Below are 23,097 nucleotides of genomic sequence, written 5' to 3' on the forward strand. Positions count from 1 at the left end.
CTACTCCTATTCATGTGCGCTGTACGGGTCTAAGATCTTCTTCATATTTTCACCCAGACGGTCAAAAAGCAGTACAATGACCACAAGCATAAGGCCCGGGAAAAATGCCAGCCACCACATGCCGGATGACAGGTATTTCATGGATTCCGACAGGATGATACCAATGGCGGGCTGCTCCGGCGAGAGGCCGAATCCCAAGAAGGTAAGGCCGGACTCATGCATAATGGCATGGGGAAAGAGAAGGATCAGACCGATGATAAACTGCGGCACCATATGGGGCAGAATGTGATGTACGGTGATCCACCAGCTGGAATGTCCCAGCTTCTTTGAAACGCCTATATACTGCTGAGAACCAATCTGGAGCACCTCACTTCTTATAATACGGGCAAGCCCTGTCCAGTGGGTGACCGCCACGCCAATCAGTACCCCTTTTAACCCTTTTCCGCAGGCAAAGGAGATGAGGATCAGAAGCACAGTGTGGGGGATTCCCATAACCAGGTCTATGACCCAGTTGATAAAATGGTCCAGCCAGGAACGCCCCGTCGCTGCCGCCACACCCACGAACAGAGCGATCACGGCACTTACGCTTGAGGCGATCATACCCACGGAAATGCTGACCGAAAGCCCTTTTACCGTGCGCACCAGCATATCCCTTCCCAAAAGGTCTGTGCCGAAAGGATGCTCCAGGGAAGGTTTCAGCGCTTTTTTTGAAAAATCCGCCTGAATCAGGTCATCACTCAATAAGGCCCCCGACAGATATACGCCCAGGATCACGAAAAAGATCAGGGCGGCAAATAGTATGGTCTTTGTTCTCCGGTTCACGAAAATCCTTCGTCTCTGTGCACCGGATACCGCTGCAGTCATATCACTCATTTCTGTATCCCTCCCTTATCTGCGGGTCCACGACCCCGTATATGATATTTGCCAGCATATTTCCCACGAAGACAAAGAGCGCTGAGAACAGGGTGATCCCCAAGAGCAGCGGCACGTCAGAACCCATACCCGCCGCGGAAGCCGCAGCGCCCAGGCCGGGATAGGAAAACACATTCTCCGCCAGCACGGAGCCGCCGAAGAGCTCACTGAAAGAGCCGAACTGCATGGTCACGGCCGGCAGCATAATGTTGCGCAGCCCATGCCTTTTCAGGATACTCCACTTGGATTCGCCCCTGGCCTTTGCGAACATGACATACTCACTTTCCAGCACATCCACCAGTTTCTCTCTGGTGTGGAGCGCCACATTGGCAAAAGACAAAAAACTCAGTGTAAGGGCGGGCAGGATCAGGTGGTGGATTCTCTGGAGTATGGTCACCTGGTCCGTGGGAACGCCTTTCGGCACGCTCATGCCCATGGGAAACCAGCCCAGCTTCACGGAAAATACCATGAGGAATACGATTCCGATCCAGAAGGTTGGAATAGAGCACATGATGAGACAGACCTTCTTTAGGACCTTATCCGGCCCTTTCCCGTGGAAGGCCCCCATCACACATCCCACCGTGAATCCGATGATCCCCGAGAACAGCCAGGCCGCCGCCATGAGCGCCAGGGAGGTGACGAATTTTTCTTTGATGATATCCAGCACAGGTCTTCTGTAGATCAGAGACACACCGAAATCCCCCTGCAGAACAGACCTGCCCCAGGCGAAAAAACGTTCTACCGGCGGATCATTCAGCCCCCAGTATTCCGCTATCTTAGCTCTCTGTTCCATACTCACATTCGGCACAGCCCCCACATACTGCTGCACCGGGTCCACCGGAGACATGCTGACCAGAAGAAAGCTTATGATGCTGACCGCTATGAGAAGTGTTACCATGCGGAGCAGATATTTCCCCGTCAATTTCAGATAATACTTGTTTTTCATTCTGTCTCTCCATTTCATTTTCTCTTGTAAAAAACATACCGGAACGTGCAGATTGTCGGAATGAATTTTCAAACACGCTCCAGGACACGAACAGCCCCGAACGTAAAATCATTCCTGCCGATTTACGTCCGGAGCAGCTTCTCCTGCTTTTATTTATTTCCAGGTCCACTCTGCAAGGTTGGCAACCAGAGGCCACGCAGCACCGTGCGCATGGATTCTCTGTTTTCCGATGTCCAATCCGTCTTTCACATAGTAGAGATGGGACATGTTCACATAGAATGCCCAGGGCGCTTCCCCTCTCATGGAAGTACCGGTCTCACCATCCCACTGTGCTTTCTGCCACCACTGGTAAGACTCCTCTATGCTGAGGGAATTCATGGCCTTGTCAAGATATTCGTCTGTTTTTTCGCTGGTATAGAATTCCGGATTATAGAAGTCCGTCTTACCTGCATTGCTGCTGTGGTACAGCATATAGGAAGTCATGGGACTGTCTGAACCCCAGCCCATTATCATGGGTTCTGAGAACATCCTCTTTACGGTGTCGTCCGCGCTGACGCCCTCCACCGTAATGTCAAATCCCATGTTTTCCTTTGCCTGGTTTGCCACTGACATGGCAACTGCCTGCCGCATGGAATCCCCCGCAAAATACATCAGGTTAAAGGCCAGCTTTGTGCCGTCTTTCTCCCTGATCCCATCGCCGTCCTCGTCTTTCCAGCCCGCTTCATCCAGAAGCTGTTTTGCGTGGTCCACATCTGTCTCAATGACCGTTTCCTCATTCCACCAGGGCATGCCGTCACACTCTGTATAGGCAGGTTTCGCAAATCCGTTCAGAGCCTCTTCCATGATCCTCTCCCGGTCAATACCGCAGCACAGGGCTTTTCTCACATTCACATCTGAAGTGATGTTGTTTCCGATCTTGTAGCCGTCCTCGGTTGTCTTTCCCTCATCCGGCACGGTGGGAAGGGTGATCCCGCGGTTGTCTACAGACTCCACTTCCTCCACGTGCATGCCTTCTATCTCATTGGTCGCAATCGTGGCGGATGTCAGGGCAATATCCACATCCCCGGCTTTTGCGGAGACAAATCTGGCGTCCTCCTCCTGTACCAGGAACACTGCCTTTTTGATGGCAGGCTGTTCTCCGTAGTAATTTTCATTGGCCTCCAGGATGAACTGCTGTCCTTTGTCCCACTGTGTCAGCTTGTACGGACCGGAGCCAATGGTCTCCTCTGCGGACAGGCCGAACTTGTCGCTGTAGGATTTCTCGGGGACAATTCCAATCTGGGCAACTGTATAGATGAAGGTCACGCAGGGCTTGTTCAGTTTGAACTCCACTGTGGTGTCATCCGCTGCTGTACAGCTCTCCAGCATGGTGAGATCCATGTAGGTTGCCTTTTCCTTTGTGGTGTTGAAGGTAAACGCCACATCCGATGCCTTTAATGGCTCTTTGTCTGAAAATACCACGTCGTTTCTGATCTTAAAGGTCCAGGTCAAAGCGTCTTCACTGACACTGTACTCTGTAGCCAGGTCATTTTCCAGCTTGTCATCCCCGTTTACTCTCACAAGCGAGGAATACAGGGGGGAACCGGTGTAGCCGAACCCGGTGCAGGGGTCCCAGCTGTCCGCGTCATTGGAAAAGCCAATGGTCACCTCATCTTTTGCAGACGCATCTGCCTGTTCTTCCTTTGGAGCATCTGCCTTCGCTGACGTCTCCTCACTTTTCTGTTCTGTCTCATCGCTCTTCTGTTCCGTCTCCTTGGCGGAATTCGTACCGGAATCCCCTCCGCTCCCGCATCCTGCCAGCAAGGTCATAGTCATGGCCAGACAGCAGAGGACTGCCGCAATCTTTCTCTTCATGTGTTCTGCTCCTTTTTCTGTTTCGCACTGCAGCTATTCAGTAGTCTGCACATTTACTTTTTCTCATCCCGGAAGATATCCCGCTTCCGGTCTGTCTTGAATGGAGTATAACAGAGGGAAAAATGGCCCGCAAGCCGCCCCCGGGGTTTTGAGAGCAAGGTTTTTTCAACCAAAAAAAGCCCGCAGACGGCAGGTTTTCTGCCGGCTGCAGACTCTCATTCTGAATCTGCGAACCCCATCCCGGGGTTCAGTCTTCGCCCTGGGCCAGTTCTTTATAATAGCAGCCAACGTGACGCTGGCAGTGTCTGCATCCTCCCACACAGGTAAACAGGCTGTCCTCGCAGGCTGACACCCCTGCCCCTTTCAGGCCGAGGCACAGCTCCCATGCCTGCTGGATAGATGCCTCCTCCCCGCGCAGGACAAATGTCCTGGTTCCGTCGCCGGTCCCGAAGCCGCTTCCCGCTATCACCACAGCTTCCACGCCGAAGAGAATCTCAAATGCTTTCAGCTCCGTGATGACAGGGCCGAACAGATTGTATAATCCGATGGCAGCCCCCATGGACAGATCAATACCTGCTCTGCCGCTGTGAGCCTGGGCTGCCCCCAGATCCGGGATCAGTTTGTTGATGCCCGCCAGGATCAGCATGGGAACACCCTGCATATATGCACTGTGAAGGGCATATCCCCTGCTGCCTCCCCCCAGTGCCGCAAAAGCCAGCGCTGCCCTTCCCATAGGGTCAATGGCATTGGCCCCCACAACTACCAGGTCTTTATCATTCAGGGACTCTGCCACCTTCTGGATACTACTGTCCACATTCTGTCCTTTTCCATGGTCCAGCAACAGATTATGCGGCGCTTTGGCCTTCTTCAGGGCTGTCCTGGTACCGCTGGCATCAATTCTGCCGGAAATGCGCAGAGGCCCAAAACCCAGCTCCTCTGAGAGAGCCGACACGGTAGTTCCGCCGCACAGAAGAATCTTATGATTTTTCAGACGATTTTGTATCTCAGGCATTCTGCCTGCCGCTTTTGCGATCAGACGCTTTCCCTCATTTGCTGTCAGTGTGACCTGTACTTTTTTCGCCATATTTATCCTCCCGACAACATCTACATATTTCTGGTTCTGGGGTCCAGGTAATCACGGAGCGCGTCCCCGATCAAATTCACCGCGACTACGGTTATGGTGATCGCTATACCGGGGATCAATGCCAGATAAGATGCGGTCCACACATAATTTCTGGCAGCGCTTAACATGGCTCCCCACTCAGGTGTGGGCGGCTGTGCTCCCAGTCCCAGAAAGCTCAGGGTAGCTGCCAGCAGAATAGAAGAACCGATCCTCAGCGTGGCCTGAATGATAATGGGACCAATGGAATTCGGCAGCAGATGCCGGAAAATAATACGCAGATCCCCTGCCCCCGCAGAGCGAACGGCTTCCACAAAACAGCTCTCCCGAAGTGACATGAACTGTGCCCTCACAAGGCGTGCGAACACCGGTATGGAGCTGATACCCACTGCCACCATTGGAGTATAGATTCCCGGTTCCATCACCATTACAATGGCCATTGCCAGCAGAACACTGGGAAACGCCAGCAGAATATCACAGACAGTCATTAGAATCTGATCCAACAGCCCGCCGTAAAATCCGGCAAAAGCCCCCAGAAGAAGCCCCCCTGTAAGTCCCAGGATCACGGAAATAAAACCTGCCAGAAGGGAATAGTGCGCCCCTGTGACAATCCTGCTGAACACATCACGGCCAAAATCATCCGTACCAAACCAGTGCTCCGCGGAAGGCGGCATAAGCTTCACCGCGGTATTCTGTTCATAAGGCGATTCCACCAGAAAAGGTCCTGCTATACTCACAACCACCAGGAGCAGAAGAATACACAGCCCCACAACCGCGCTGGGGTTTCTCATGATCTTACGAAATGTACTCACATCCTTCCCTCCCTTCTATGAATACCTGATCCGGGGATCCAGCAGTGCATATACCAAATCCGTGATCAGATTAATAATAGTAAACGTAGCCGCAAGAATCAAAATACCACCTTGCACGATCTGCAGGTCTCTGGTATTCAGCGCATCCACGATCATTCTGCCGATACCCGGCCAGGAAAATACAGTCTCTGTCACCACCTGACCTCCCAGCAGCACTCCGAACTGAAGGCCGATGATGGTGACCACCGGAACCGCCGCGTTCCTCAGCGCGTGCACCCATATGATTTTCCCGCTTTTTACACCTTTTCCTTTGGCTGTCCTTATGTAGTCCTGTCCCAGAACCTCCAGCATGCTTGTCCTGGTAAGCCTGGCTATATTGGCAGCCACTCCCAGACCGAGAGTCAGGGAAGGCAGAACAAAGCTGGAGATCCCTTCCCTTCCATAGAAAGGAAACCAGTTATGATTGACTGAAAACTCTATGATCAGCAACAGTGCCAGCCAGAAAGAGGGCATGGACACTCCTAAAAAGGCAGCTATCATTGCAATGGTATCTCCTGCCTTTCCCCTGTGAATGGCCGCGAAGATACCGATGGGAACCCCCAAAAGCACTGCCACGATCATGCTGCATACCGCAAGCTGCAGGGTTGCCGGCCATGCGGACTTTAAAATATCCATAACCGGCTTATTGGTCCTGTATGAGTATCCCAGATCACCGTGGAGCAGGTTTCCCATATAACTGATATATTGCTTTCCCAGCGGCTGGTCCAGCTCCATGGCACGGCGCAGATTATCCACATCCTCCACGGTTGCCTGCGGTCCTGCCAGCGCCTCCGCCGTATCTCCCGGAATCGCATGGAGGAGCAGAAAGGCGCACGTGGCAGCCCCCACCAATACAATGCATGTAAAAATGATTTTCTTTATTATATATTTCAGCAAACAACCGCCTCCTTGGCCTTATGGCCTGCCAAAACAGCAGGCCGGTGGTCTCATCTATTACTCTGTATAATTACTGCTTTGTAACCTTTTCAAGCATGATATGTTCTGTCGGCAGCATCTCAATGCCGGAGACATTGCTGCGGTAGGACAGTGCCTGTTTCGGATAATACAGGAAGGTCCATGCTGCATCTTCCATGATGGTCTTCTCTGCCTCTGCATACATATCCTTGCGGGCATTTTCGTCTACCTCCGTCTTAGCGGAATCCAGAAGCGCATCCACATCCGGATTATTATAGAACGCCCTGTTGGAGTTCGGCGGGAACTGGGAGGAGTGGAATACCGGATATAACCCCTGGTCAGCATCTCCTGTAGATGGACTCCATCCCAGAAGAACCATGTCAAATCCTCCGTTCTTTACCTCTGACATCAATGCCTGGAATTCCCACTGACGGATATTCACGTGAATTCCGGCTTTCTCCCACTGTGCCTGCAGGTTCTCACTCACCTGTGTATCCATCAGATAGCGGCCCACCGGTGTCCACAACTCAAGCTCTATACCATCCGGATATCCTGCTTCTGCCAGAAGCTCTTTTGCTTTTTCCACGTCACACTCGTATTTCATACTGGAATTGTATCCCCAGGTATATGGAGAGATGGGGGAGTCTGAAACCGTGGCCATGCCTCCCAGGATATCATTTACGATCACATCCTTGTCCACCGCGTAATTCATTGCCTGGCGTACTTTTTCATCCTGGAGTACGCCTTTGCTGTTATTCAGGGCAACGTACATGGTCATGACTGTGTCGCCCTTCTGGATCGTCACATTCGGGTCGCTTTCCAGTCTGTCGGTCTCTGTCACGGGAAGCCTCAGCGCCACATCTGCCTGTCCTGACTGGAGCAGCAGCGCTCTTGTGGCATCCTCGGGAACTACTCTGAAATATACCTTTTCCACAGCGGGAGCCCCTTTAAAATACTCCGGATTTCTCTCCAGAACAAGTTCTTCTCCTGTCTTCCATTCCACGAATTTAAAAGCACCGGTTCCAACCGGATGTGTGGAGATCTCCTCCCCGTAATCCTCCAGGGATTTCGGACTGATGATCGCTGCGACCGGGTGGCATAACTGCTGCAGCAAAGCGCCGCAGGGCACGTCTGTTGAAATATTGACTGTATGCTCATCCACAGCTTCAATCTTGGTGATCGCTGCCAGCACAGACCTTCTCGGGGAACCCAGGTTCTCATCCAGCACTCTCTCAAAGGAAGTCTTAACAGCCTCTGCGTTGAAATCCGTACCATCGTGGAATTTGACCCCTTCCTCCAGCTTAAAGGTCCAGGTCAGCTGGTCCTCCGATATGGACCATTCCTTCGCCAGATCCGGCTCTATCTCCATATCTTCATTGAAGCGTACCAGGTTATTGAAGATATTCTTATTGAATATTTCTGTTGCAGAGTCTGTGCAGAAGTGAGGATCAAAGGTAGACGCGTCACTTCCTGTCAGTACAATAAGCTCATCCGCCACTTGCGCGGTCTGGCTGTCATCAGACTGTTCTGTTTTTTCCTCCTGCTTCTGTTCCTGATCCGTCTCTTTCTTATTTCCGGAATCGCCTCCGCAGGCTGATAATGCAAATACTAAAATACCGGTTAAAATCATGGAGCACATTCTTCTCTTCATCTGCTAAACCCTCCCCGGCCTTTACGGCCTTTCATCTGAGATAACTGCCTGCACACACTTGTGCATCATTTCTTCTGCATGGTTCCATACACTTCTTTTTCTCTCTGCAGCCCTCTTTACAGAACCGCTCTGTTCCTTTTGCAGCCTGAGCATTCTGTATACCTGAGATGGAGCTGCCGCGCCCTGACAGTCCCTTCTCTCCACAGCGATCCTGAAATTCTTTGCCTTGTCCACCTGTTCTTCTGATAACGGTAGGCCCTTTTTGCATATTTCACGGCACCAGCCATCCAGCAGCTCCCAGGTCAGGTCATCCTGACCCTTTCCCGCACGGAAAAGCTCGCTGACTGCTCCTCCCACCACTCTGTGTGCCTGTCTGAAGGACAGTTTTCCTTCCAGCACCAGGCTGTCCGCCAGCTCTGTAGCATTGGAGAATCCCTTATACAGGATTTCTTCCATAACTTCTTTATTGAATTTCAGGGATTTTACATATTCTGCGCTGATCCGGCACATACCTTTTGCAGTTTCCACACATTCCAGTACATCAGACCATGCTGCCGTCATGTCACGGCTGGCCTGAAATTCCACGGAGCATGCAGAGCATATTCCTGCGTATCTTCCTGACAGCAGCCTTGCCTGGGAACGCACTGTTGCACAAATGACAGGATTGCGCTTCTGCGGCATAATACTGCTTGAATCGATCAGGTCATCTGACAGGTCCGCAAACCCCGCTTCATTTGAACACCAGTTGATAATATCCTCCGCCAGTCTTGCCAGAGTGACCAGAACAGATATTCCGATGCCGGCAGCCTCCATCATATAATCAGCGCTGGCCACTGCATCCCCGGTGTGTTCCCAAACCCCCTCAAATCCCAGCAGCTCTTCTGTCCGTTCCCTGTCTATGTTGTATTCTGTTCCGGACATGGCAGCCGCTCCCAGAGGGTTTTTGTTAAACCGTTCAATGCACTGCAGGATTCTCTCTGCGTCCCGCAGAAGAGGAGCCGCGATGCCTGAGAGATAGAAACCCATGTTGACAGGCTGTGCCTGCTGCCCATATGTATAGCCCGGGAAAATATAGTCCACGGTTTCCTCCGCACGCCTGTGCAGCACCTCCACATGTTCCAGGAGAGCATCCGCCAAATACAGCAGTTTTTCCCGCAGCTCAATCCGCCACATGGCAGCCTCCACGTCATTACGGCTTCTGGCAACCGGCAGATAACTGCATATATCTTCCCCGGCCTCCACCGTGATCAGATGTTCCAGATTGATATATAAATCCTCCAGGGACGGGTCAAGCGTCGGAATCCGTTCCCCCCATCCCTCCATGACTGAAAGCAGTCTGCGCGCTGCCTCTTCCGGGATAATGCCCTGTTCTTTCAGCATGATGACATGGGCTTTCATGACACGGACCAGGTAGGGAAAGGATGTATCGGATTCCTTCATTTTCGGCCCGTAGTAATATTCCAGAACTACCGGATTGATATTCCCCTGTATCTGTTCAAAAAATCCTCCCTTTTTCTCCTTGTTCTCCATTTCTCCTCCTACTTTTTCCTTTTTAAGATTTCTGTGATTTCCATAACACTATCCGAAGCATTGCTTTTTAAAGCTATGCAGGCGATTTCCCGTGCTGTCTCTTCTCCCATAATGCCGCCTGCCAGATCCATGAACTTTCCCGTGATATCTTCTTTTGACAAAGGATTAAACATGGAGCCCTTCGGTGCTGTTACTGTCTCTGTATCTGTGCTGCCATCCTTCCATTGAACCGTAACTTTGGCGGCACTGCGTTTTTCCTCTCTTCTCAGACGATTCATATCCTCGCTTTCCGCTACCCTGACTTTTTTCGCAACAGCAAGGATCTTTTCATCCCTCAGGCGCTCTTCCGAGTAGTCTGCTGCCTTCCCCTCAAAGCCCATCAGGCCAAGTGCCACACCGTAGGGGATACTGATCTGGGCGGATACAACCGAATCCCGGCGGTAGGTGCCGCCTGCCATCTCAATGGCGGACTGGTTCACCTCTGCCCGCACGTCCCGGATTTTCTCCGCATCTGTGAATCCGTGCCGTTTAAAAATCTCATGGGCCGCCGTATATGGGGAATGTACGGATTTGCAGGATGCAAACCACTTGTACTCCACCTCCTCTATAGCCGCCCTCTCTTTTACGGCATCCAGCACATCCAGACAATACTGCCTGCTCATCATGCGGTAGATGCCACCGTCTGCAGCTTCCAGTACCTGATGGGGCCCTGTGATCCCATTTTTTGCAAGACAGGCGCTCACGATACCGTCACGTGCAGCCAGACCGGGATGTATGCGTTTTGTCATGGCCCCGTCCGCGGCAAAAGCCCAGCTTCCCCCTGTCCTGCTTCCCGCGATCCCCAGAGCGTTTACCATCTGCTGCTCATCCAGACCCAGCAGAACTCCGGCGGCTGCCGCTGCTCCGAATGCACCGCATGTGGCGGTTCCGTGCCAGCCTCTTTCCCTGTGATCTAAAAAATCCATGCCTTCCGCGATTCTGACAGACACCTCCACACCTGCAGTGACGGCCCACAGCAATTGTCCCCATGAGGAGCCACAGCGCTGTGCAACTGCCAAAGCGGAGGGCACGCATACAGCACCTGTGTGCAGGATGGCGTAATGGACATCATCCATTTCCCTGATATGGCAGAGCGCGCCGTTTACCATGGCCGCCATATCCTCTGTGAGCAGGACACCTGTTCCCCATACGGGAATGTCCCCGCCGTTTCCAAGTTCTGCCGCAGTCTTGATAATACCGGCCCCCTCCTGTGTCCGGCTGCCGTAAATCCCGCACCCAATCTCATCTAAAATGCACATTCTGGCTGCCTGTTCTGCTTTGGCAGACCGCAGTGCCTCCTGATGTGTAAAAAGGTAGTTTACCAATCTTTCAATTCCCGTTCTCTCTTTCATCTATTCCAGCGGAAAGTGACATGCCACGATCCTGTCTCCTATCTGCCGATACGGCGGTTCTTTTTCCCTGCAGATCTGTTTGCAATATCTGCATCTGGTATGGAAGTAACATCCTGCCGGAGGGTTGGATGCTGAAGGGATGTCCCCCTCAAGTATGATTCTCTGCTTTACAAAATCCGGATCCGGTATGGGGTTCGCTGACAGAAGAGCCTGTGTATAGGGATGCGCCGGTTTTTCAAATAACTGCTCCGCATTCACCACCTCTGCCATCTTTCCCAGATACATAACGCCTACCCGGTCCGATATATGTTTTACAACGCTTAATCCGTGGGCAATAAAGATATATGTCAGCCCCAGTTCTTTCTGCAGATCATCCAGAAGGTTGAGAATCTGAGACTGCACAGACACGTCCAGCGCTGATACCGGTTCATCACATATGACCAGTTTCGGATTTAAGATCAAGGCTCTGGCAATACCGATCCTCTGCCTCTGGCCTCCGGAAAATTCGTGTGGATAACGATTGTAGTAATCCGGCTGTAATCCTACACGTTCCAGCATTTTCTTCACTTTTTCCCTGCGCTCATTCCCGGAACCTATGCGGTGTATGACCAGGGGTTCCTCAATGATCTTTCCTATGGTCATTCTGGGGTCCAGGGATGCAAAGGGGTCCTGAAAGATCATCTGAATCTCTCTTCTGGCCTTTTTCATCTCCGTTTTGGACATCTGGAATAAGTCTTTTCCCTCAAACAATACCTGCCCCCGGGTGGGTTTTGTCAGGCAGTTGATCACTCTTCCCGCTGTGGTCTTACCGCAGCCGCTCTCTCCCACCAGTCCAAAGGTTTCCCCCTGGTAAACAGTAAAGGAGATGCCGTTCAGGGCATGTACTGTTTTCTTTCCCCTGCTTCCCTTACTGACAAAATCTTTCCCGAGATCTTTCACTTCCAGCAGCGGTATTTTCTTATCACTGTCTCCCATTGCGTTCTCCCTCCTTCTCTGTATGCAGCGGAAAATGACATGTTACCCTTGTTGTCCCGATCATCTGCTGGGGAGGCTCTTCACGGGTACATAATTCCTTTGCATAAGGACATCTGGGATGGAAGCGGCAGCCCTTGGCAAACTGGTCCGGTGAAGGCACCATACCTTTGATCACCTCCAGCTTCTGCCTGCTGTCCATTCTGGGAATACACTTTAACAGGCCAAGTGTATAGGGATGCCGTGGGTTTTTAAAGATTTCCCTCACCTCTGCCTCCTCCACCACTCTTCCCCCATACATGACGATGACGCGCTGTGCCATCTCAGCCACGACGCCCAGATCATGGGTGATAAAAAGGATCGTCATATCCAGCTCCTGCTTCAGCTTTTTCATCAGGTCCAGTATCTGGGCCTGTATTGTCACATCCAGCGCTGTAGTCGGCTCATCCGCAATGAGCAGCTTCGGCTCACAGCTCAGCCCCATGGCGATCATGACCCTCTGTCGCATACCGCCTGACAGTTGATGGGGATACTCTCTCATACGCGATTCCGGGTCTGAGATACCCACCAGGCTCAGCATATGGACCGCCTTTTTTTGGGCCTCCTTCTTGGTCAGCTTCTGATGGATCCTCAGTGTTTCCATCAATTGATCCCCAATGGAGAAGACAGGGTTCAAAGAAGTCATGGGTTCCTGATAAATCATGGAGATGATATTGCCTCTTATACCGCACATTTCGCTCTCTGTCTTTTTCAGAATATCTTCCCCTTCAAACAGAATCTGGCCGCTTACATACTTTCCAGGGGGTGTGGGCACAAGCTGCATGACGGACAGAGAGGTCACGCTTTTGCCGCTTCCTGATTCCCCCACAATGCAGAGTGTCTCACCTTTGTTGATATGAAAACTCACCCCGTCTACTGCCGGTATCGTCTTATCCGGGGTAAAAAAATAGGTCCTCAGATCATTCACTTCCAATAGTTTTTCCAACTTCACACCTCCTGGTCATGCCAAAAAATCAGTAAATACTTCCTTCGTTATCTTAAATTTCTATTAACTATCATCAATTATACCGAATCGCCTTGTTTAAATGTTCTTATAACTTGCTTTGTTAGAACATTAAATTTGCTGTTTTTCTGCCTCTGTCGGTACTATTCCAAAAACCTTGTTTTTCTGCGCCAAAATTCATACAGTCCCTTTCTTTCGATTTTCTGTAATTCCTGAATCTTGCTTTTTTTTCGGTAAAATATGTGTTATTTTGCGATTTTACATTGGTATTATTTGCCATCTTTCCCTGATTCGACATCTATTGACAAAAGAAACGGCCTGGGATATACTTTTCAAAAAGTAATGATGACAGCACTCGTACACGGCCAGTGCAGCAGATATACAGACCTGACGAAACAGCTGCAGACAATATACATAACAGGAAAAAAGGGGGGAAAAACAGATATGGAAATACGCTTTTTTACAAAAGAGATCTGGCAGGAAAGTCCGTTTCATTTTCATGACCAGATGGAAATACTGCTCATAATGTCAGAAGGCGAAAGCTTCTATATCCGTGACAAAATATACCCCATTTCCCGAGGCAGCATCTTTATTTTAAACAGCAGTGACCTGCACAGAAGTGTGCCGAAACCACGCTCGATCTATCAGTATTATTCTATTCGTTTTTATCAGGAAGAGGTGGAAGGAATCTCCACAGAAGATTTTGACCTGCTGAAATGTTTCAGGAACCATAACCAGTTCAACCATATGAACAAGCTGAATATTGACCAGATAGACCATCTTCTGAAGCTGATCAACAAGATTGAATACTATCTTGCCTCAGACTGCTCTGCCTTCGGCAAAGACATCTTTGCCAGGACACTGCTGGCAGAAGTGCTGGTCTATATTAACTTTCTCTACGATACTCCGCTGCTTACACAGGTTCCAAGTGAAGAACAGATCTCTGCTTATTATCCTGTGATTGACTATATAAATGAACATATAACCGAAAAAATAAGCCTGGATCTGCTTGCGCAGAATTTCTATGTGAGTAAATATTATCTGAGCCACCGCTTTAAGGATCTGACAGGGATGACCATTACGGATTATATCATCAGGAGACGTCTCACCCTGGCGAAATCATATCTCAGGCAGGGTCTCTCTGTTATGCTGGCCGGTGAGCGTGCCGGTTTTAACAGCAACAATCATTTTATACATACTTTCACAAAAACCGTCGGCATGTCACCAAAACAATATGCCAGACAGTATTTGACTTTGGACAGCTATGTATCTCCAACTCCCCCGAAAAGAGATATTTTTACACGATAAAGGTGCCACTAATCTTATGCACGGTCGGCGCAGTAAATGCGCAGACCTGACGGCACTGTTACAATAAAATACCTGTTGACAAAATTACAAATATAGATTATGATTCAGCTATATGGTAAACATGTTCACCACATAATCGGTTTGACCATTCTGCCATTTACAAATATAGATTACAGCAGGTAAAAAAATGAACTCGGAAAATAACACCAAACAAATGCTGATTGAAGCAGCTTATAATATGATTCTGGAAAAAGGCGCTGAAAATATCCGCGTACGTGATCTGGCAAAAAGAGTCGGATGTTCGGCAGCCGCCTTGTACAAGCACTTTGAAAGCCTGGACTATTTACTGGCCCTGGCATCTGTAAGGTTTCTGAAGCCTTACATAGAGGAATTAGAGGAAAATCTGAAAAACGAGGATGATATTATCGAAGCACAGATAAACGCCTGGAGACTTTTTGACAAGTATGCGTTTATGCATCCCTATATATTTTTGAATTTGTTCTGGGGCAACATACGCAATGATCTGGAATCCATACTGCAGGAATACCTTAAAATGTATCCTGTTTTTGTGGAGGGTTCAAACACTGCCATGTTTTACTGCTCCATTTTCAGCGGATGTATTGAGGATAGAGATTACATCTGGTTTCGCCGTGCTGCTGCAGAAGGACGGCTCAGCTATGATGATGCGGAATATGTAAGTCAGATCAACTGCCTGATTGCCAGGGGACTCTTAAGTGAGTATATCAACAGTCCAAAAGACCCTGATGCCTATCAGAAGGCAGTTGCCCATTGTGATGCTCTGATTGAAAAAAACATCCGCATGTATCTCATCTGAATGGTCTGTGTCTGTACCTGACAGGACATAAGGCGGATTTCATCTATATCTATCCGCCCCGAACAGGATAAGAAAATTCTTGTCCTGTTCCATAAATATTTTTTTTACCCTACTGGTTAACATGTTCACCACAAAAAAGGAGGTTATTTTCCAAATGAACGACAATGTAAAAAAGATTCACGAAGCCAGCATGCAGATCCTGAATAAAACAGGAATGAAATTCTACCATCCGGACGCCCTGGAGATACTGAAAAACCACGGCATAAAGGTAGATGGAAATGTGGCGTATTTCACAGAGGATCAAATTATGGAGTGGGTCAGAAAAGCACCTTCCACTGCCCCCCTTTACGCTTCTGATTCCAGATTTGATATGCAGATCGGCGGAAACAGGCGCTATAACGGACCGTGCGGCGGCGCCACTTTTATTATGGACAAGGATGGACAGACCAGGCCTGCCCTGTTTTCGGATTTCATCAAATTGATCAAGCTGTTTGAGGGAAATCCCTCCTACTGCCTGAACGGGGGACTTGCCTGCCAGCCCAATGACATCCCCACGGAATCCTACATAACGCTCTTGGCCCTGGCCAGTATGCTGCACACACAAAAATGTATCTTTGCTGCTGCAGGGGATTACGAATCCATGGAAACACTGATCCAAATGGCCTGTATCCGCTTTGGCGTCACGGTTGAGGAGCTGAAGGAAAAACCCCGCCTGTGTACCATCGCCAATACAAATACTCCTCTGTATCTCGACAAAATCATGACGGAAACCGTCCTTACTATGGCAAAATACCGCCAGCCTGTGATCATCGCATCTGCCGCTATGGCCGGTACCACCGCCCCTGTCACACTGGCGGGCATGATCGCGGTTGTCAACGCAGAGGTACTTGCAACCATTGTGCTGGCACAGATGTGTGAACCCGGTGCCCCTGTCATCTACGGCTCCCAGTCCACGAATGCCGACATGGCAACCGGAGCCATCGCCATCGGCTCACCGGAAGGGGCCCTCAGTTATAAATATTGCGCGGAAATGGCAAAATTTTATGGTATCCCAAGCCGGGCAGGAGGCTCGCTAAGCGATGCAAAATCATTTAATGTACAGGCCGGATATGAATCCATGATGACCTGCATGGCCTGTAAGGAGAGCGGAATCAACATCATGACTCAAAGTGCCGGGATCATAGACAGCTATCTGGCTGTATCTTATGAAAAACTGATAACCGATTTTGAAATTCTGGATTTTACCGAGCGGTATCTGAAAGATATTGATGTAAATGCTGACACGGTTCCCCTTGACCTTATCCATGAAGTGGGTCACGCCGGACAATACCTTATAGAAGAGCACACCCTGGATTACTGCCGCAGTGAATTGCTGGCACCTCATGTAAGTGTGAGGGGTGCCATTGCAGACCCTGTGGGACAATTTGGAAAAAACATCGAAAAACGCATGGAACAGCTTCTGAAAGTGTACCAGAAACCGGATATATCCACAGAAATATGCAGAGATTTAAAGGCATTGCTTCTAAAAGAAGGCATTGACGAAGCCTATATTGATATGGCAGTCGACTCGTAAGTATATACAAAACAGGGAGGGAATTAGGATGAATCTGACGAAATCAAAACGTAACCTTTTAGTGACTCTTTTAAGCTTTATGGTTGGAATGATTTATTTCATTCCATTTATCCGTATCTCATTTTATGATCAGACCATTGCCGCACTCAACCTTACGAATACGCAGCTTGGATTTTTGGGGTCCATTTACGGAACTCTGGCAATCTTCTGTTATGCTGTGGGCGGTATTCTGGCGCAGAAATTCAGTCCCAGAATCTTGATCGGAATATCTCTTGCCGGTACCGGCGCCACAACGCTGTGGCAGGCAACTTTTCCGTCTTATACCAGTCTTATCATCATATTTGCACTTTATGCCGTATTCACTACGGCTACACTCTGGTCTCCTTATATTACTCTTATGAGGAGTTTTGGTTCTGATGCAGAACAGGGCAGACTGTTCGGAATCAGTGAATCCCTGAGAAGCCTTGTCTCCGCGGCTGTCGGCTTTCTGTTTATCTGGATCTTCAGTCTGTTCTCTGATGAGATGGGCGGTTACCGGATGATATTGATCATAGCCGCTGTCATTTACTTCGTTTTTGCTGTCCTTGCACTGATCGTATTTCCCTCTTCTGTCCAGACGGAAAAGAAAGAAACGGCAAAAAAGGGCAGTATACTGGCAGCCTTAAAGCTTCCCGGCGTCTGGCTGGTAGGTCTGTTCATTTTCTTCTGTTACGCGCTTAACTGCGGCGGAGCCTATTATTTTGGCACCTATACCACACAGGTTCTTCACACAAGTACAGCGGTATCCAGCGGGCTGCAGATTCTGAGGACGTATATACTGGCGATCGGGCTTGGGGTGATCGGCGGTATTATAGCCGACAGGTTTAAATATCGTTCCCGTTTCCTGATCTGTGTGCTTGCCGCCGCCACAGCAGCCAGTGCGTTCATGCCTTTCCTGGGTAATTTTTTATGGATAGCCATTGTTGTATCGGTCCTCATTTCCGGAATCAACTATATGATCAAGTCCATCTACTATTCTATCATGGACGAGGCGGTCATTCCCAGGGAACTGACAGGTGCCGCCAGCGGTATCATTGCGTTTATCGCGTATATACCGGATGCTTTTATCACATCCATGGTGGGGGTCTGGCTGGATAAGGATATCACCGGAGGTTTTAACAAACTCTTTGCCTTTATGGCTGCATGTGGTTTGGCTGCCATAATCATAGCTGTCATCATAAATAAACGCTATATAAAAGCCAATCCCGAAACCGGGCAGGGAAAGTGACAGGGCCTGTGTGAAATGGAGGGGTATGGCATGAAAAAAATAAAACCAGAAGTATTTTTACCGCCGTTTTTTCTGTTTTTTGTGTGTATTATCATAAATATTGCAGACAGTGATCTGTTCACAGAGATCGTCAACACAGTAAATGGCTTCGTTGTCCATGAATTCGGCTGGCTGCTCATCTTACTTCCGGTCCTCATATTTTTTGTATGTATTGCCATCTATTTTTCCGGATTCGGCAAAGTAAGGATCGGAGGACCTGATGCACAGCCAAAAATGAGTCTCCTTTCATGGTTCAGCATCAATATCTGTACCACCATTGCCTGCGGTATTATATTCTGGTCCGCTGCAGAGCCGGTACAGCACCTGCTGCATCCTCCAGACAGTCTCCATATAGAGGCCATGTCACCGGATGCCGCCAAATTTGCCATGTCGGCAATTTATACTCACTGGACTGTACTTCCCTATGCAATCTATACACTTCCTGCAGTGATGTTCGCCTTTGGGTATTATAATAAAAAGAAATCCTTTTCGCTGGCCGCCATGGTCACGGTTCTGCTTGGCGGACGGGAACATAAGTATCTGAATGCAGTGATTGACAGTATCTGCCTGTTCACGCTGGTCGCCGGACTTACAGGCTCTCTGGGGGTAGGAGTTCTCAACCTCAGCGGAGGTCTCCATAAACTCTTTGGCATGGAATCCACTCCATTTTTGTGGTCCGCAATCATGCTTGTAGTCATTATCACCTTTCTGGTCTCTGCGCTCTCCGGTATCATGCGCGGTGTACGGCGGCTGTCAAATATCAATGTCTACATTTACTTCTTTATTATTGGCTTTGTACTGATATTTGGCGGAACACAGTTTATCTGTAATTTTGGTGTGGAATGCCTGGGGGATTACCTAAATAACTTTTTTTCCAAATCCCTTTATACGGGCACCTTTGCGACTGATTCCTGGACAGCCCAGTGGCCTATCTTCTACTTTGCAAGCTGGATGTCCTGGGCACCTATCACGGCAGTCTTTCTTGGTAAAATCGCATATGGGCGGAGGATTAAGGATTTAGTAGCCATGAATCTGTTCTCCACGTCTGTATTCAGTATCCTGTGGTTTTCCATTATGTCCGGTTCCACCATCCATTTTACCCTGAACCGGTCAAATGGCGGAATGGTTGAAGCGTTTGAATCCGGAATTGAAAACACGATCTATCAGCTTTTTGAAAACATGCCCTTTACCGGCCTGCTGGTTTTTATTTTCCTCATCGCTGTATTTCTTTCCTTTGTAACTGCAGCCGACTCCACTGTCATTGCGATCTCCGACCTGTCCACCCATGGCCTGGATCATGAAGGTGATGAATCTCCCAGCTGGATCAAAATACTCTGGGCGGGGGAAATCGCACTGATTACACTTATTATGATGAATGTGGGCAGCGGTGTCGACGGACTGAAAATGATATCCAATATCGGGGGGCTTCCCGCAGCAGTTTTCCTGCTGTTTGTCATGATAAGTGCAATAAAACTTATGTTTACACCCCATATGTATCAGGATAAAAAGGAACCTCCGGCATAAAAACACGAAAAGCCCTTGCGGAATTTCTTCCGCAAGGGCTTTCTTATAGTAGCGAGAGGGGGACTTGAACCCTCGACACTACGGGTATGAACCGTATGCTCTAGCCAGCTGAGCTATCTCGCCATCTGTTATCCTTCTGCTTTTTGGCAAAAGAATGGGACCTATAGGGCTCGAACCTATGACCCTCTGCTTGTAAGGCAGATGCTCTCCCAGCTGAGCTAAGATCCCAAGACTTTTATTTGATTGTATGCTGCTTGTACAGCAAGTAGCGAGAGGGGGACTTGAACCCTCGACACTACGGGTATGAACCGTATGCTCTAGCCAGCTGAGCTATCTCGCCATCTGTTATCCTTCTGCTTTTGGCAAAAGAATGGGACCTATAGGGCTCGAACCTATGACCCTCTGCTTGTAAGGCAGATGCTCTCCCAGCTGAGCTAAGATCCCATTTATTTAGCAGTGTTTGCCATCGCTTGACTGCTTTGCTATTATAACCTTAAATTGTGTCAATTGTCAATACCTTTTTTCAAAATTTTACAAAAATCCTTATCATTCCGCCTTGCACTAAAAACGAACACAAGACAGCCTTGATTTTAGGGCCGGAATAAATATAAAGCTTACATAATTTATTTATTCCGGCCTCTATGAAATCATTACATGTTGTAAGTGTTTCTCTTATTTTCTGAAGGTTTCTGGCAATTAATAGGTAGCCTTTTACAGATTTCTGTATTTTCTGTGGTCCTCTTTTATCCTCTCCATCACTTCCGGCTCCGATGCCAGCTTATATCCCAGTCCGGCTATGATATACGCGCCGTCTCTCAGGACTTCTGCGGCTGCTTCTGTGTGGAGAAGTCTCTCAAATTCCCTGTCGTGGATCACGATGTCCTTCCGGCTGCCGGTAATGTCGATCATGGGATGGAACACGGGAATCTTAAGATTTACATTTCCCAGATCCGTGGAACCTCCGGGACCTTTTGATCTCACGGTCGCCCTTCCGGTATCCGAAAACAGTTCCTGCATGATTTCGTCCATATAAGCATTCCAGTAGATTTCCCCGTAGTCCGGATACCGCTGGCTCCACTCCACAGTCGTTCCTGCAGCCATGGCTGCGCCTTTTGCGCAGGTCTCTGAGATTCTGTTGAGCTTCCACAGATTTTCAATAGTGGCTGCCCTGTAATAATAATCCAGACACACCTCATCCGGGACAATATTAGGAGCTGCCCCTCCCTTTGCCACAATGCCGTGGAACTGGCAGTCCTTTGTGATATGCTGCCGCCACATATCCATGGCCTCCATAAAGAGACGGGCCGCGTTCAGGGCATTCAGCCCCTCCTCCGGACACGCGGAGGCATGGGCTGCTTTTCCGCGGAAGGTAAAGTATCTGTCATTGGAGGCCAGTACCTGAAAATAGGTGACATTCTCATTGTTGAGATGCACCATGGCCGCATACTGATAGCCGTCAAAGCCCCCGTTCTCTGTCATATAACATTTTCCGCCTACAAATTCTTCACCGGGCGTGCCGATCAGATCAATCCTCACCGGCAGGTCAGGATATGCCTCCCGCAGGGCAAGCGCTCCCAGTATACTGACGGCACAGCTATAGGAATGTCCGCAGGCGTGCCCCACCTCAGGCAGGGCATCATATTCGCACAGAAATGCCGCCTTTGGCCCCTGAAACTCCTTCTTCTCTTTGTCCACAGCCAGGAACGAATGAGGCATCCCTGCATACGGCGTTGTTATCTCATACCCCACTTCTTTGAGAAACTTCGTTATGTACGCGCAGGATTCCTTTTCCTCCCCGCTGATCTCCGGGTGTTCTGTCAGATAATCCGCCAGTGCCTTTACCTTTTCAAAATATTTCCCTGCCTGATTCCGAATCGCTTCCTGTGTCATAGCCTTCTCCTTTTCCCCATGCAGGCCGGCGCACGGAAAATGAAACGATCTGCCCGCCGGTCCATGACAGTCCAGATGACTGAACTGCTGCCGAAATCCCTTTATTTTTCAAAATCCTGGTACATTTTACTGGCCTCTACCCCTGTGTTATTCTGATATTTACCGCTCTTGTAAAGGTCATATTCCCCGTCAATATCGTGGTAATAGATCTGACACACCTCCACATTGGGATATATTTTCACCGGATGGATGCAGAATATCTCCAGCGTCCAATGGCCGGCAAAGCCAATATCCCCAAATCCCGCACTCACATGGATAAACAGGCCCAGCCTGCCCGTGGAGGAACGTCCTTCCAGCATGGGCACATAATAGTCCGTTCTGGTATATTCTTTCGTTCTGCCAAGGTACAGCTTGTTTGGTTCCAAAATAAGCCCCTCCTCCGGGATGATGAGCTCTTTGACCGGGTTTGGTTTCTTCATATCCAGAACCGGTGTGTCGTAGACTAAAAGCTCATTTGCAAGAGAGAGGTTGTAGCTGTTTGGGTTAATCCGCTTTTCGTCAAACGGCTCGATAATGATCTCCCGGCCCATGTGCTTTTTGATTTCTTTTCCTGATAATATCATTGTTTTATCCCCCAAATGTATTTTTTATTTTTTGTAGTAAAATGCTATTTTGAGTATATCATTTCTCTGCATAATTGCATACCCGGGTCAGTTACAGATTTGACTCTTACCTATAGATTTTTTCTTGGCAAAAATTCAATTTTAAGGTTCATATCCATGCCATCTGCCAAACGTTTCAATAATTTAAGAGATGGATTCCTGGTCCCATTCTCCAGTTTACTGATATCTGCCTGATTTATTCCTGTTTTCTCCGCAAGTTCTTTCTGTGTCAGATTGCAGGACATTCTCGCCTCAACCATTGCCCTGATAATATCAAATTCCGGCGTTAATTCTTCATACTCTTTTTTTATTTCCGGATCCTGCATTTTTTCATCAAAAAAGTCATCAAATTTTCTCATATCTTCTCACCTATCCGTTTCATATAATCATATTGGTATCTTTTTGCCTTCAATATTTCCTTTTTTGGTGTTTTATTTGTCTTTTTTACAAAACCGTTTGTCATTATGATTCTTCCATCCAAATAAAAGAAATATAGAACTCTGGTTATATTATTTCCTATCTTTCCCCGAAGTTCATAAATGCCTTCTTCCAGATGCTTACTATACGGTTCTCTTAGATAATTTCCCTTTTCTTCAAGTATTTTTATGATGCCCAGCAATTTTGCAAGCATCTTTTTATCAAGAGAATTTAAAAATTCCTCTACCGGGCATTCTCCATTAACTTTCTCATAAAATTCTACTGTATACTTCTGCAAATATATCCTTTCTCTGACCAACAGAACAGACATATACTGACGTTCTATTGCCACACTTAAATTATATGGCATATATACCATATTGTCAATTTAGTTGCATTATACGCTCTTATATATCGAATTAGTTTATCCTGGATTA

The 23,097-nt window shown here is 48.6% G+C and carries 20 protein-coding genes and 4 tRNA genes; 5 read left to right on the top strand and 19 right to left on the bottom strand.

Annotation, left to right across the window (positions count from 1 at the left end):
* Positions 1-6: 6 nt before the first annotated feature.
* The 11 genes from LC508_RS10630 to LC508_RS10680 all read right to left on the bottom strand — a co-directional run bounded on the left by LC508_RS10630 (position 7) and on the right by LC508_RS10680 (position 13,127).
* Positions 7-873: an ABC transporter permease gene (locus tag LC508_RS10630; RefSeq protein ID WP_181014381.1), complete on the bottom strand. Its 867-nt coding sequence runs from the start codon at positions 871-873 to the stop codon at positions 7-9.
* Positions 866-1,858, bottom strand: coding sequence for an ABC transporter permease (locus tag LC508_RS10635; protein WP_054353339.1), 993 nt, complete (start codon positions 1,856-1,858; stop codon positions 866-868). Before LC508_RS10635 ends, LC508_RS10630 begins: the two co-directional genes overlap by 8 nt.
* Positions 1,859-2,011: 153 nt before the next feature.
* On the bottom strand, positions 2,012-3,712 hold the full coding sequence (locus tag LC508_RS10640; protein WP_103730900.1) for an ABC transporter substrate-binding protein: 1,701 nt from the start codon (positions 3,710-3,712) through the stop codon (positions 2,012-2,014).
* A gap of 247 nt (positions 3,713-3,959) precedes the next feature.
* Entirely contained in the window at positions 3,960-4,796 is an 837-nt protein-coding gene (locus LC508_RS10645) for a hypothetical protein (protein ID WP_033142481.1), read from the bottom strand.
* Between the two features lie 20 nt (positions 4,797-4,816).
* Positions 4,817-5,644 (bottom strand): ABC transporter permease, encoded by an 828-nt coding sequence (locus LC508_RS10650; protein ID WP_033142482.1) that lies wholly within the window; start codon positions 5,642-5,644, stop codon positions 4,817-4,819.
* Positions 5,645-5,659: 15 nt separating this feature from the next.
* Positions 5,660-6,580, bottom strand: a complete 921-nt coding sequence (locus LC508_RS10655) for an ABC transporter permease (protein ID WP_033142483.1) — start codon at positions 6,578-6,580, stop codon at positions 5,660-5,662.
* Between the two features lie 70 nt (positions 6,581-6,650).
* The gene (locus tag LC508_RS10660) at positions 6,651-8,249 is read right to left on the bottom strand and encodes a glutathione ABC transporter substrate-binding protein (RefSeq protein ID WP_052099597.1); all 1,599 of its coding nucleotides are present in this window, start codon (positions 8,247-8,249) and stop codon (positions 6,651-6,653) included.
* 21 nt (positions 8,250-8,270) lie between these two features.
* Complete coding sequence (argH, locus tag LC508_RS10665) at positions 8,271-9,779, bottom strand: argininosuccinate lyase (protein WP_033142484.1); 1,509 nt, start codon at positions 9,777-9,779, stop codon at positions 8,271-8,273.
* Positions 9,780-9,787: 8 nt separating this feature from the next.
* Positions 9,788-11,170, bottom strand: a complete 1,383-nt coding sequence (locus tag LC508_RS10670) for an MmgE/PrpD family protein (RefSeq protein WP_103730899.1) — start codon at positions 11,168-11,170, stop codon at positions 9,788-9,790.
* The gene (locus tag LC508_RS10675; protein ID WP_033142485.1) at positions 11,171-12,145 is read right to left on the bottom strand and encodes an ABC transporter ATP-binding protein; all 975 of its coding nucleotides are present in this window, start codon (positions 12,143-12,145) and stop codon (positions 11,171-11,173) included.
* Positions 12,132-13,127 (bottom strand): ABC transporter ATP-binding protein, encoded by a 996-nt coding sequence (locus LC508_RS10680; RefSeq protein ID WP_081960461.1) that lies wholly within the window; start codon positions 13,125-13,127, stop codon positions 12,132-12,134. The genes LC508_RS10675 and LC508_RS10680 overlap by 14 nt, the downstream gene beginning before the upstream one ends.
* Positions 13,128-13,589: 462 nt before the next feature.
* On the opposite strand from LC508_RS10680, the gene LC508_RS10685 reads away from it, so the two are divergent.
* The 5 genes from LC508_RS10685 (at position 13,590) to LC508_RS10705 (ending at position 19,691) form a co-directional block, all read left to right on the top strand.
* Positions 13,590-14,453, top strand: coding sequence for a helix-turn-helix transcriptional regulator (locus tag LC508_RS10685; RefSeq protein WP_158587365.1), 864 nt, complete (start codon positions 13,590-13,592; stop codon positions 14,451-14,453).
* A 187-nt stretch (positions 14,454-14,640) separates the two neighbouring features.
* Positions 14,641-15,288 carry a TetR/AcrR family transcriptional regulator gene (locus LC508_RS10690; RefSeq protein ID WP_033142488.1) on the top strand — a complete coding sequence of 216 codons (648 nt, stop codon included), beginning with the start codon at positions 14,641-14,643 and terminating at the stop codon, positions 15,286-15,288.
* A 154-nt stretch (positions 15,289-15,442) separates the two neighbouring features.
* Positions 15,443-16,861, top strand: coding sequence for a trimethylamine methyltransferase family protein (locus LC508_RS10695; RefSeq protein WP_158587364.1), 1,419 nt, complete (start codon positions 15,443-15,445; stop codon positions 16,859-16,861).
* The gene (locus tag LC508_RS10700; protein ID WP_330608191.1) at positions 16,839-18,128 is read left to right on the top strand and encodes an MFS transporter; all 1,290 of its coding nucleotides are present in this window, start codon (positions 16,839-16,841) and stop codon (positions 18,126-18,128) included. Before LC508_RS10695 ends, LC508_RS10700 begins: the two co-directional genes overlap by 23 nt.
* Before the next feature lie 30 nt (positions 18,129-18,158).
* A complete protein-coding gene (locus tag LC508_RS10705; protein ID WP_158587363.1) occupies positions 18,159-19,691 on the top strand; it encodes a BCCT family transporter in 1,533 nt (510 codons plus the stop codon).
* Positions 19,692-19,740: 49 nt separating this feature from the next.
* On the opposite strand, the gene LC508_RS10710 is transcribed toward LC508_RS10705, so the two are convergent.
* The 8 genes from LC508_RS10710 to LC508_RS10745 form a co-directional block, all read right to left on the bottom strand.
* Positions 19,741-19,814, bottom strand: a tRNA-Met gene (locus LC508_RS10710).
* 32 nt (positions 19,815-19,846) lie between these two features.
* Positions 19,847-19,919: transfer RNA gene (locus LC508_RS10715), tRNA-Val, on the bottom strand.
* Between the two features lie 38 nt (positions 19,920-19,957).
* Positions 19,958-20,031 (bottom strand) — tRNA-Met (locus LC508_RS10720).
* Between the two features lie 31 nt (positions 20,032-20,062).
* Positions 20,063-20,135: transfer RNA gene (locus tag LC508_RS10725), tRNA-Val, on the bottom strand.
* A 267-nt stretch (positions 20,136-20,402) separates the two neighbouring features.
* Positions 20,403-21,581 (bottom strand): M20/M25/M40 family metallo-hydrolase, encoded by a 1,179-nt coding sequence (locus tag LC508_RS10730; protein WP_103733205.1) that lies wholly within the window; start codon positions 21,579-21,581, stop codon positions 20,403-20,405.
* Between the two features lie 101 nt (positions 21,582-21,682).
* Positions 21,683-22,204, bottom strand: a complete 522-nt coding sequence (gene dcd, locus LC508_RS10735; protein ID WP_033142491.1) for a dCTP deaminase — start codon at positions 22,202-22,204, stop codon at positions 21,683-21,685.
* A gap of 110 nt (positions 22,205-22,314) precedes the next feature.
* Entirely contained in the window at positions 22,315-22,602 is a 288-nt protein-coding gene (locus LC508_RS10740; RefSeq protein WP_033142492.1) for a helix-turn-helix domain-containing protein, read from the bottom strand.
* Positions 22,599-22,991 (bottom strand): type II toxin-antitoxin system RelE/ParE family toxin, encoded by a 393-nt coding sequence (locus tag LC508_RS10745; protein WP_052099608.1) that lies wholly within the window; start codon positions 22,989-22,991, stop codon positions 22,599-22,601. The genes LC508_RS10740 and LC508_RS10745 overlap by 4 nt, the downstream gene beginning before the upstream one ends.
* Between the last annotated feature and the right edge of the window lie 106 nt (positions 22,992-23,097).

Origin of the sequence: Blautia parvula (assembly GCF_020215665.1) — a bacterium.
GTDB lineage: Bacteria > Bacillota > Clostridia > Lachnospirales > Lachnospiraceae > Blautia > Blautia celeris.

Coding starts and splice junctions, on each gene's coding strand:
- LC508_RS10630 (WP_181014381.1), bottom strand. CDS start 873: ATGAGTGATATGACTGCAGCGGTATCCGGTGCACAGAGACGAAGGATT.
- LC508_RS10635 (WP_054353339.1), bottom strand. CDS start 1,858: ATGAAAAACAAGTATTATCTGAAATTGACGGGGAAATATCTGCTCCGC.
- LC508_RS10640 (WP_103730900.1), bottom strand. CDS start 3,712: ATGAAGAGAAAGATTGCGGCAGTCCTCTGCTGTCTGGCCATGACTATG.
- LC508_RS10645 (WP_033142481.1), bottom strand. CDS start 4,796: ATGGCGAAAAAAGTACAGGTCACACTGACAGCAAATGAGGGAAAGCGT.
- LC508_RS10660 (WP_052099597.1), bottom strand. CDS start 8,249: ATGAAGAGAAGAATGTGCTCCATGATTTTAACCGGTATTTTAGTATTT.
- argH (WP_033142484.1), bottom strand. CDS start 9,779: ATGGAGAACAAGGAGAAAAAGGGAGGATTTTTTGAACAGATACAGGGG.
- LC508_RS10670 (WP_103730899.1), bottom strand. CDS start 11,170: ATGAAAGAGAGAACGGGAATTGAAAGATTGGTAAACTACCTTTTTACA.
- LC508_RS10675 (WP_033142485.1), bottom strand. CDS start 12,145: ATGGGAGACAGTGATAAGAAAATACCGCTGCTGGAAGTGAAAGATCTC.
- LC508_RS10685 (WP_158587365.1), top strand. CDS start 13,590: ATGGAAATACGCTTTTTTACAAAAGAGATCTGGCAGGAAAGTCCGTTT.
- LC508_RS10690 (WP_033142488.1), top strand. CDS start 14,641: ATGAACTCGGAAAATAACACCAAACAAATGCTGATTGAAGCAGCTTAT.
- LC508_RS10695 (WP_158587364.1), top strand. CDS start 15,443: ATGAACGACAATGTAAAAAAGATTCACGAAGCCAGCATGCAGATCCTG.
- LC508_RS10705 (WP_158587363.1), top strand. CDS start 18,159: ATGAAAAAAATAAAACCAGAAGTATTTTTACCGCCGTTTTTTCTGTTT.
- LC508_RS10730 (WP_103733205.1), bottom strand. CDS start 21,581: ATGACACAGGAAGCGATTCGGAATCAGGCAGGGAAATATTTTGAAAAG.
- dcd (WP_033142491.1), bottom strand. CDS start 22,204: ATGATATTATCAGGAAAAGAAATCAAAAAGCACATGGGCCGGGAGATC.
- LC508_RS10740 (WP_033142492.1), bottom strand. CDS start 22,602: ATGAGAAAATTTGATGACTTTTTTGATGAAAAAATGCAGGATCCGGAA.
- LC508_RS10745 (WP_052099608.1), bottom strand. CDS start 22,991: ATGTCTGTTCTGTTGGTCAGAGAAAGGATATATTTGCAGAAGTATACA.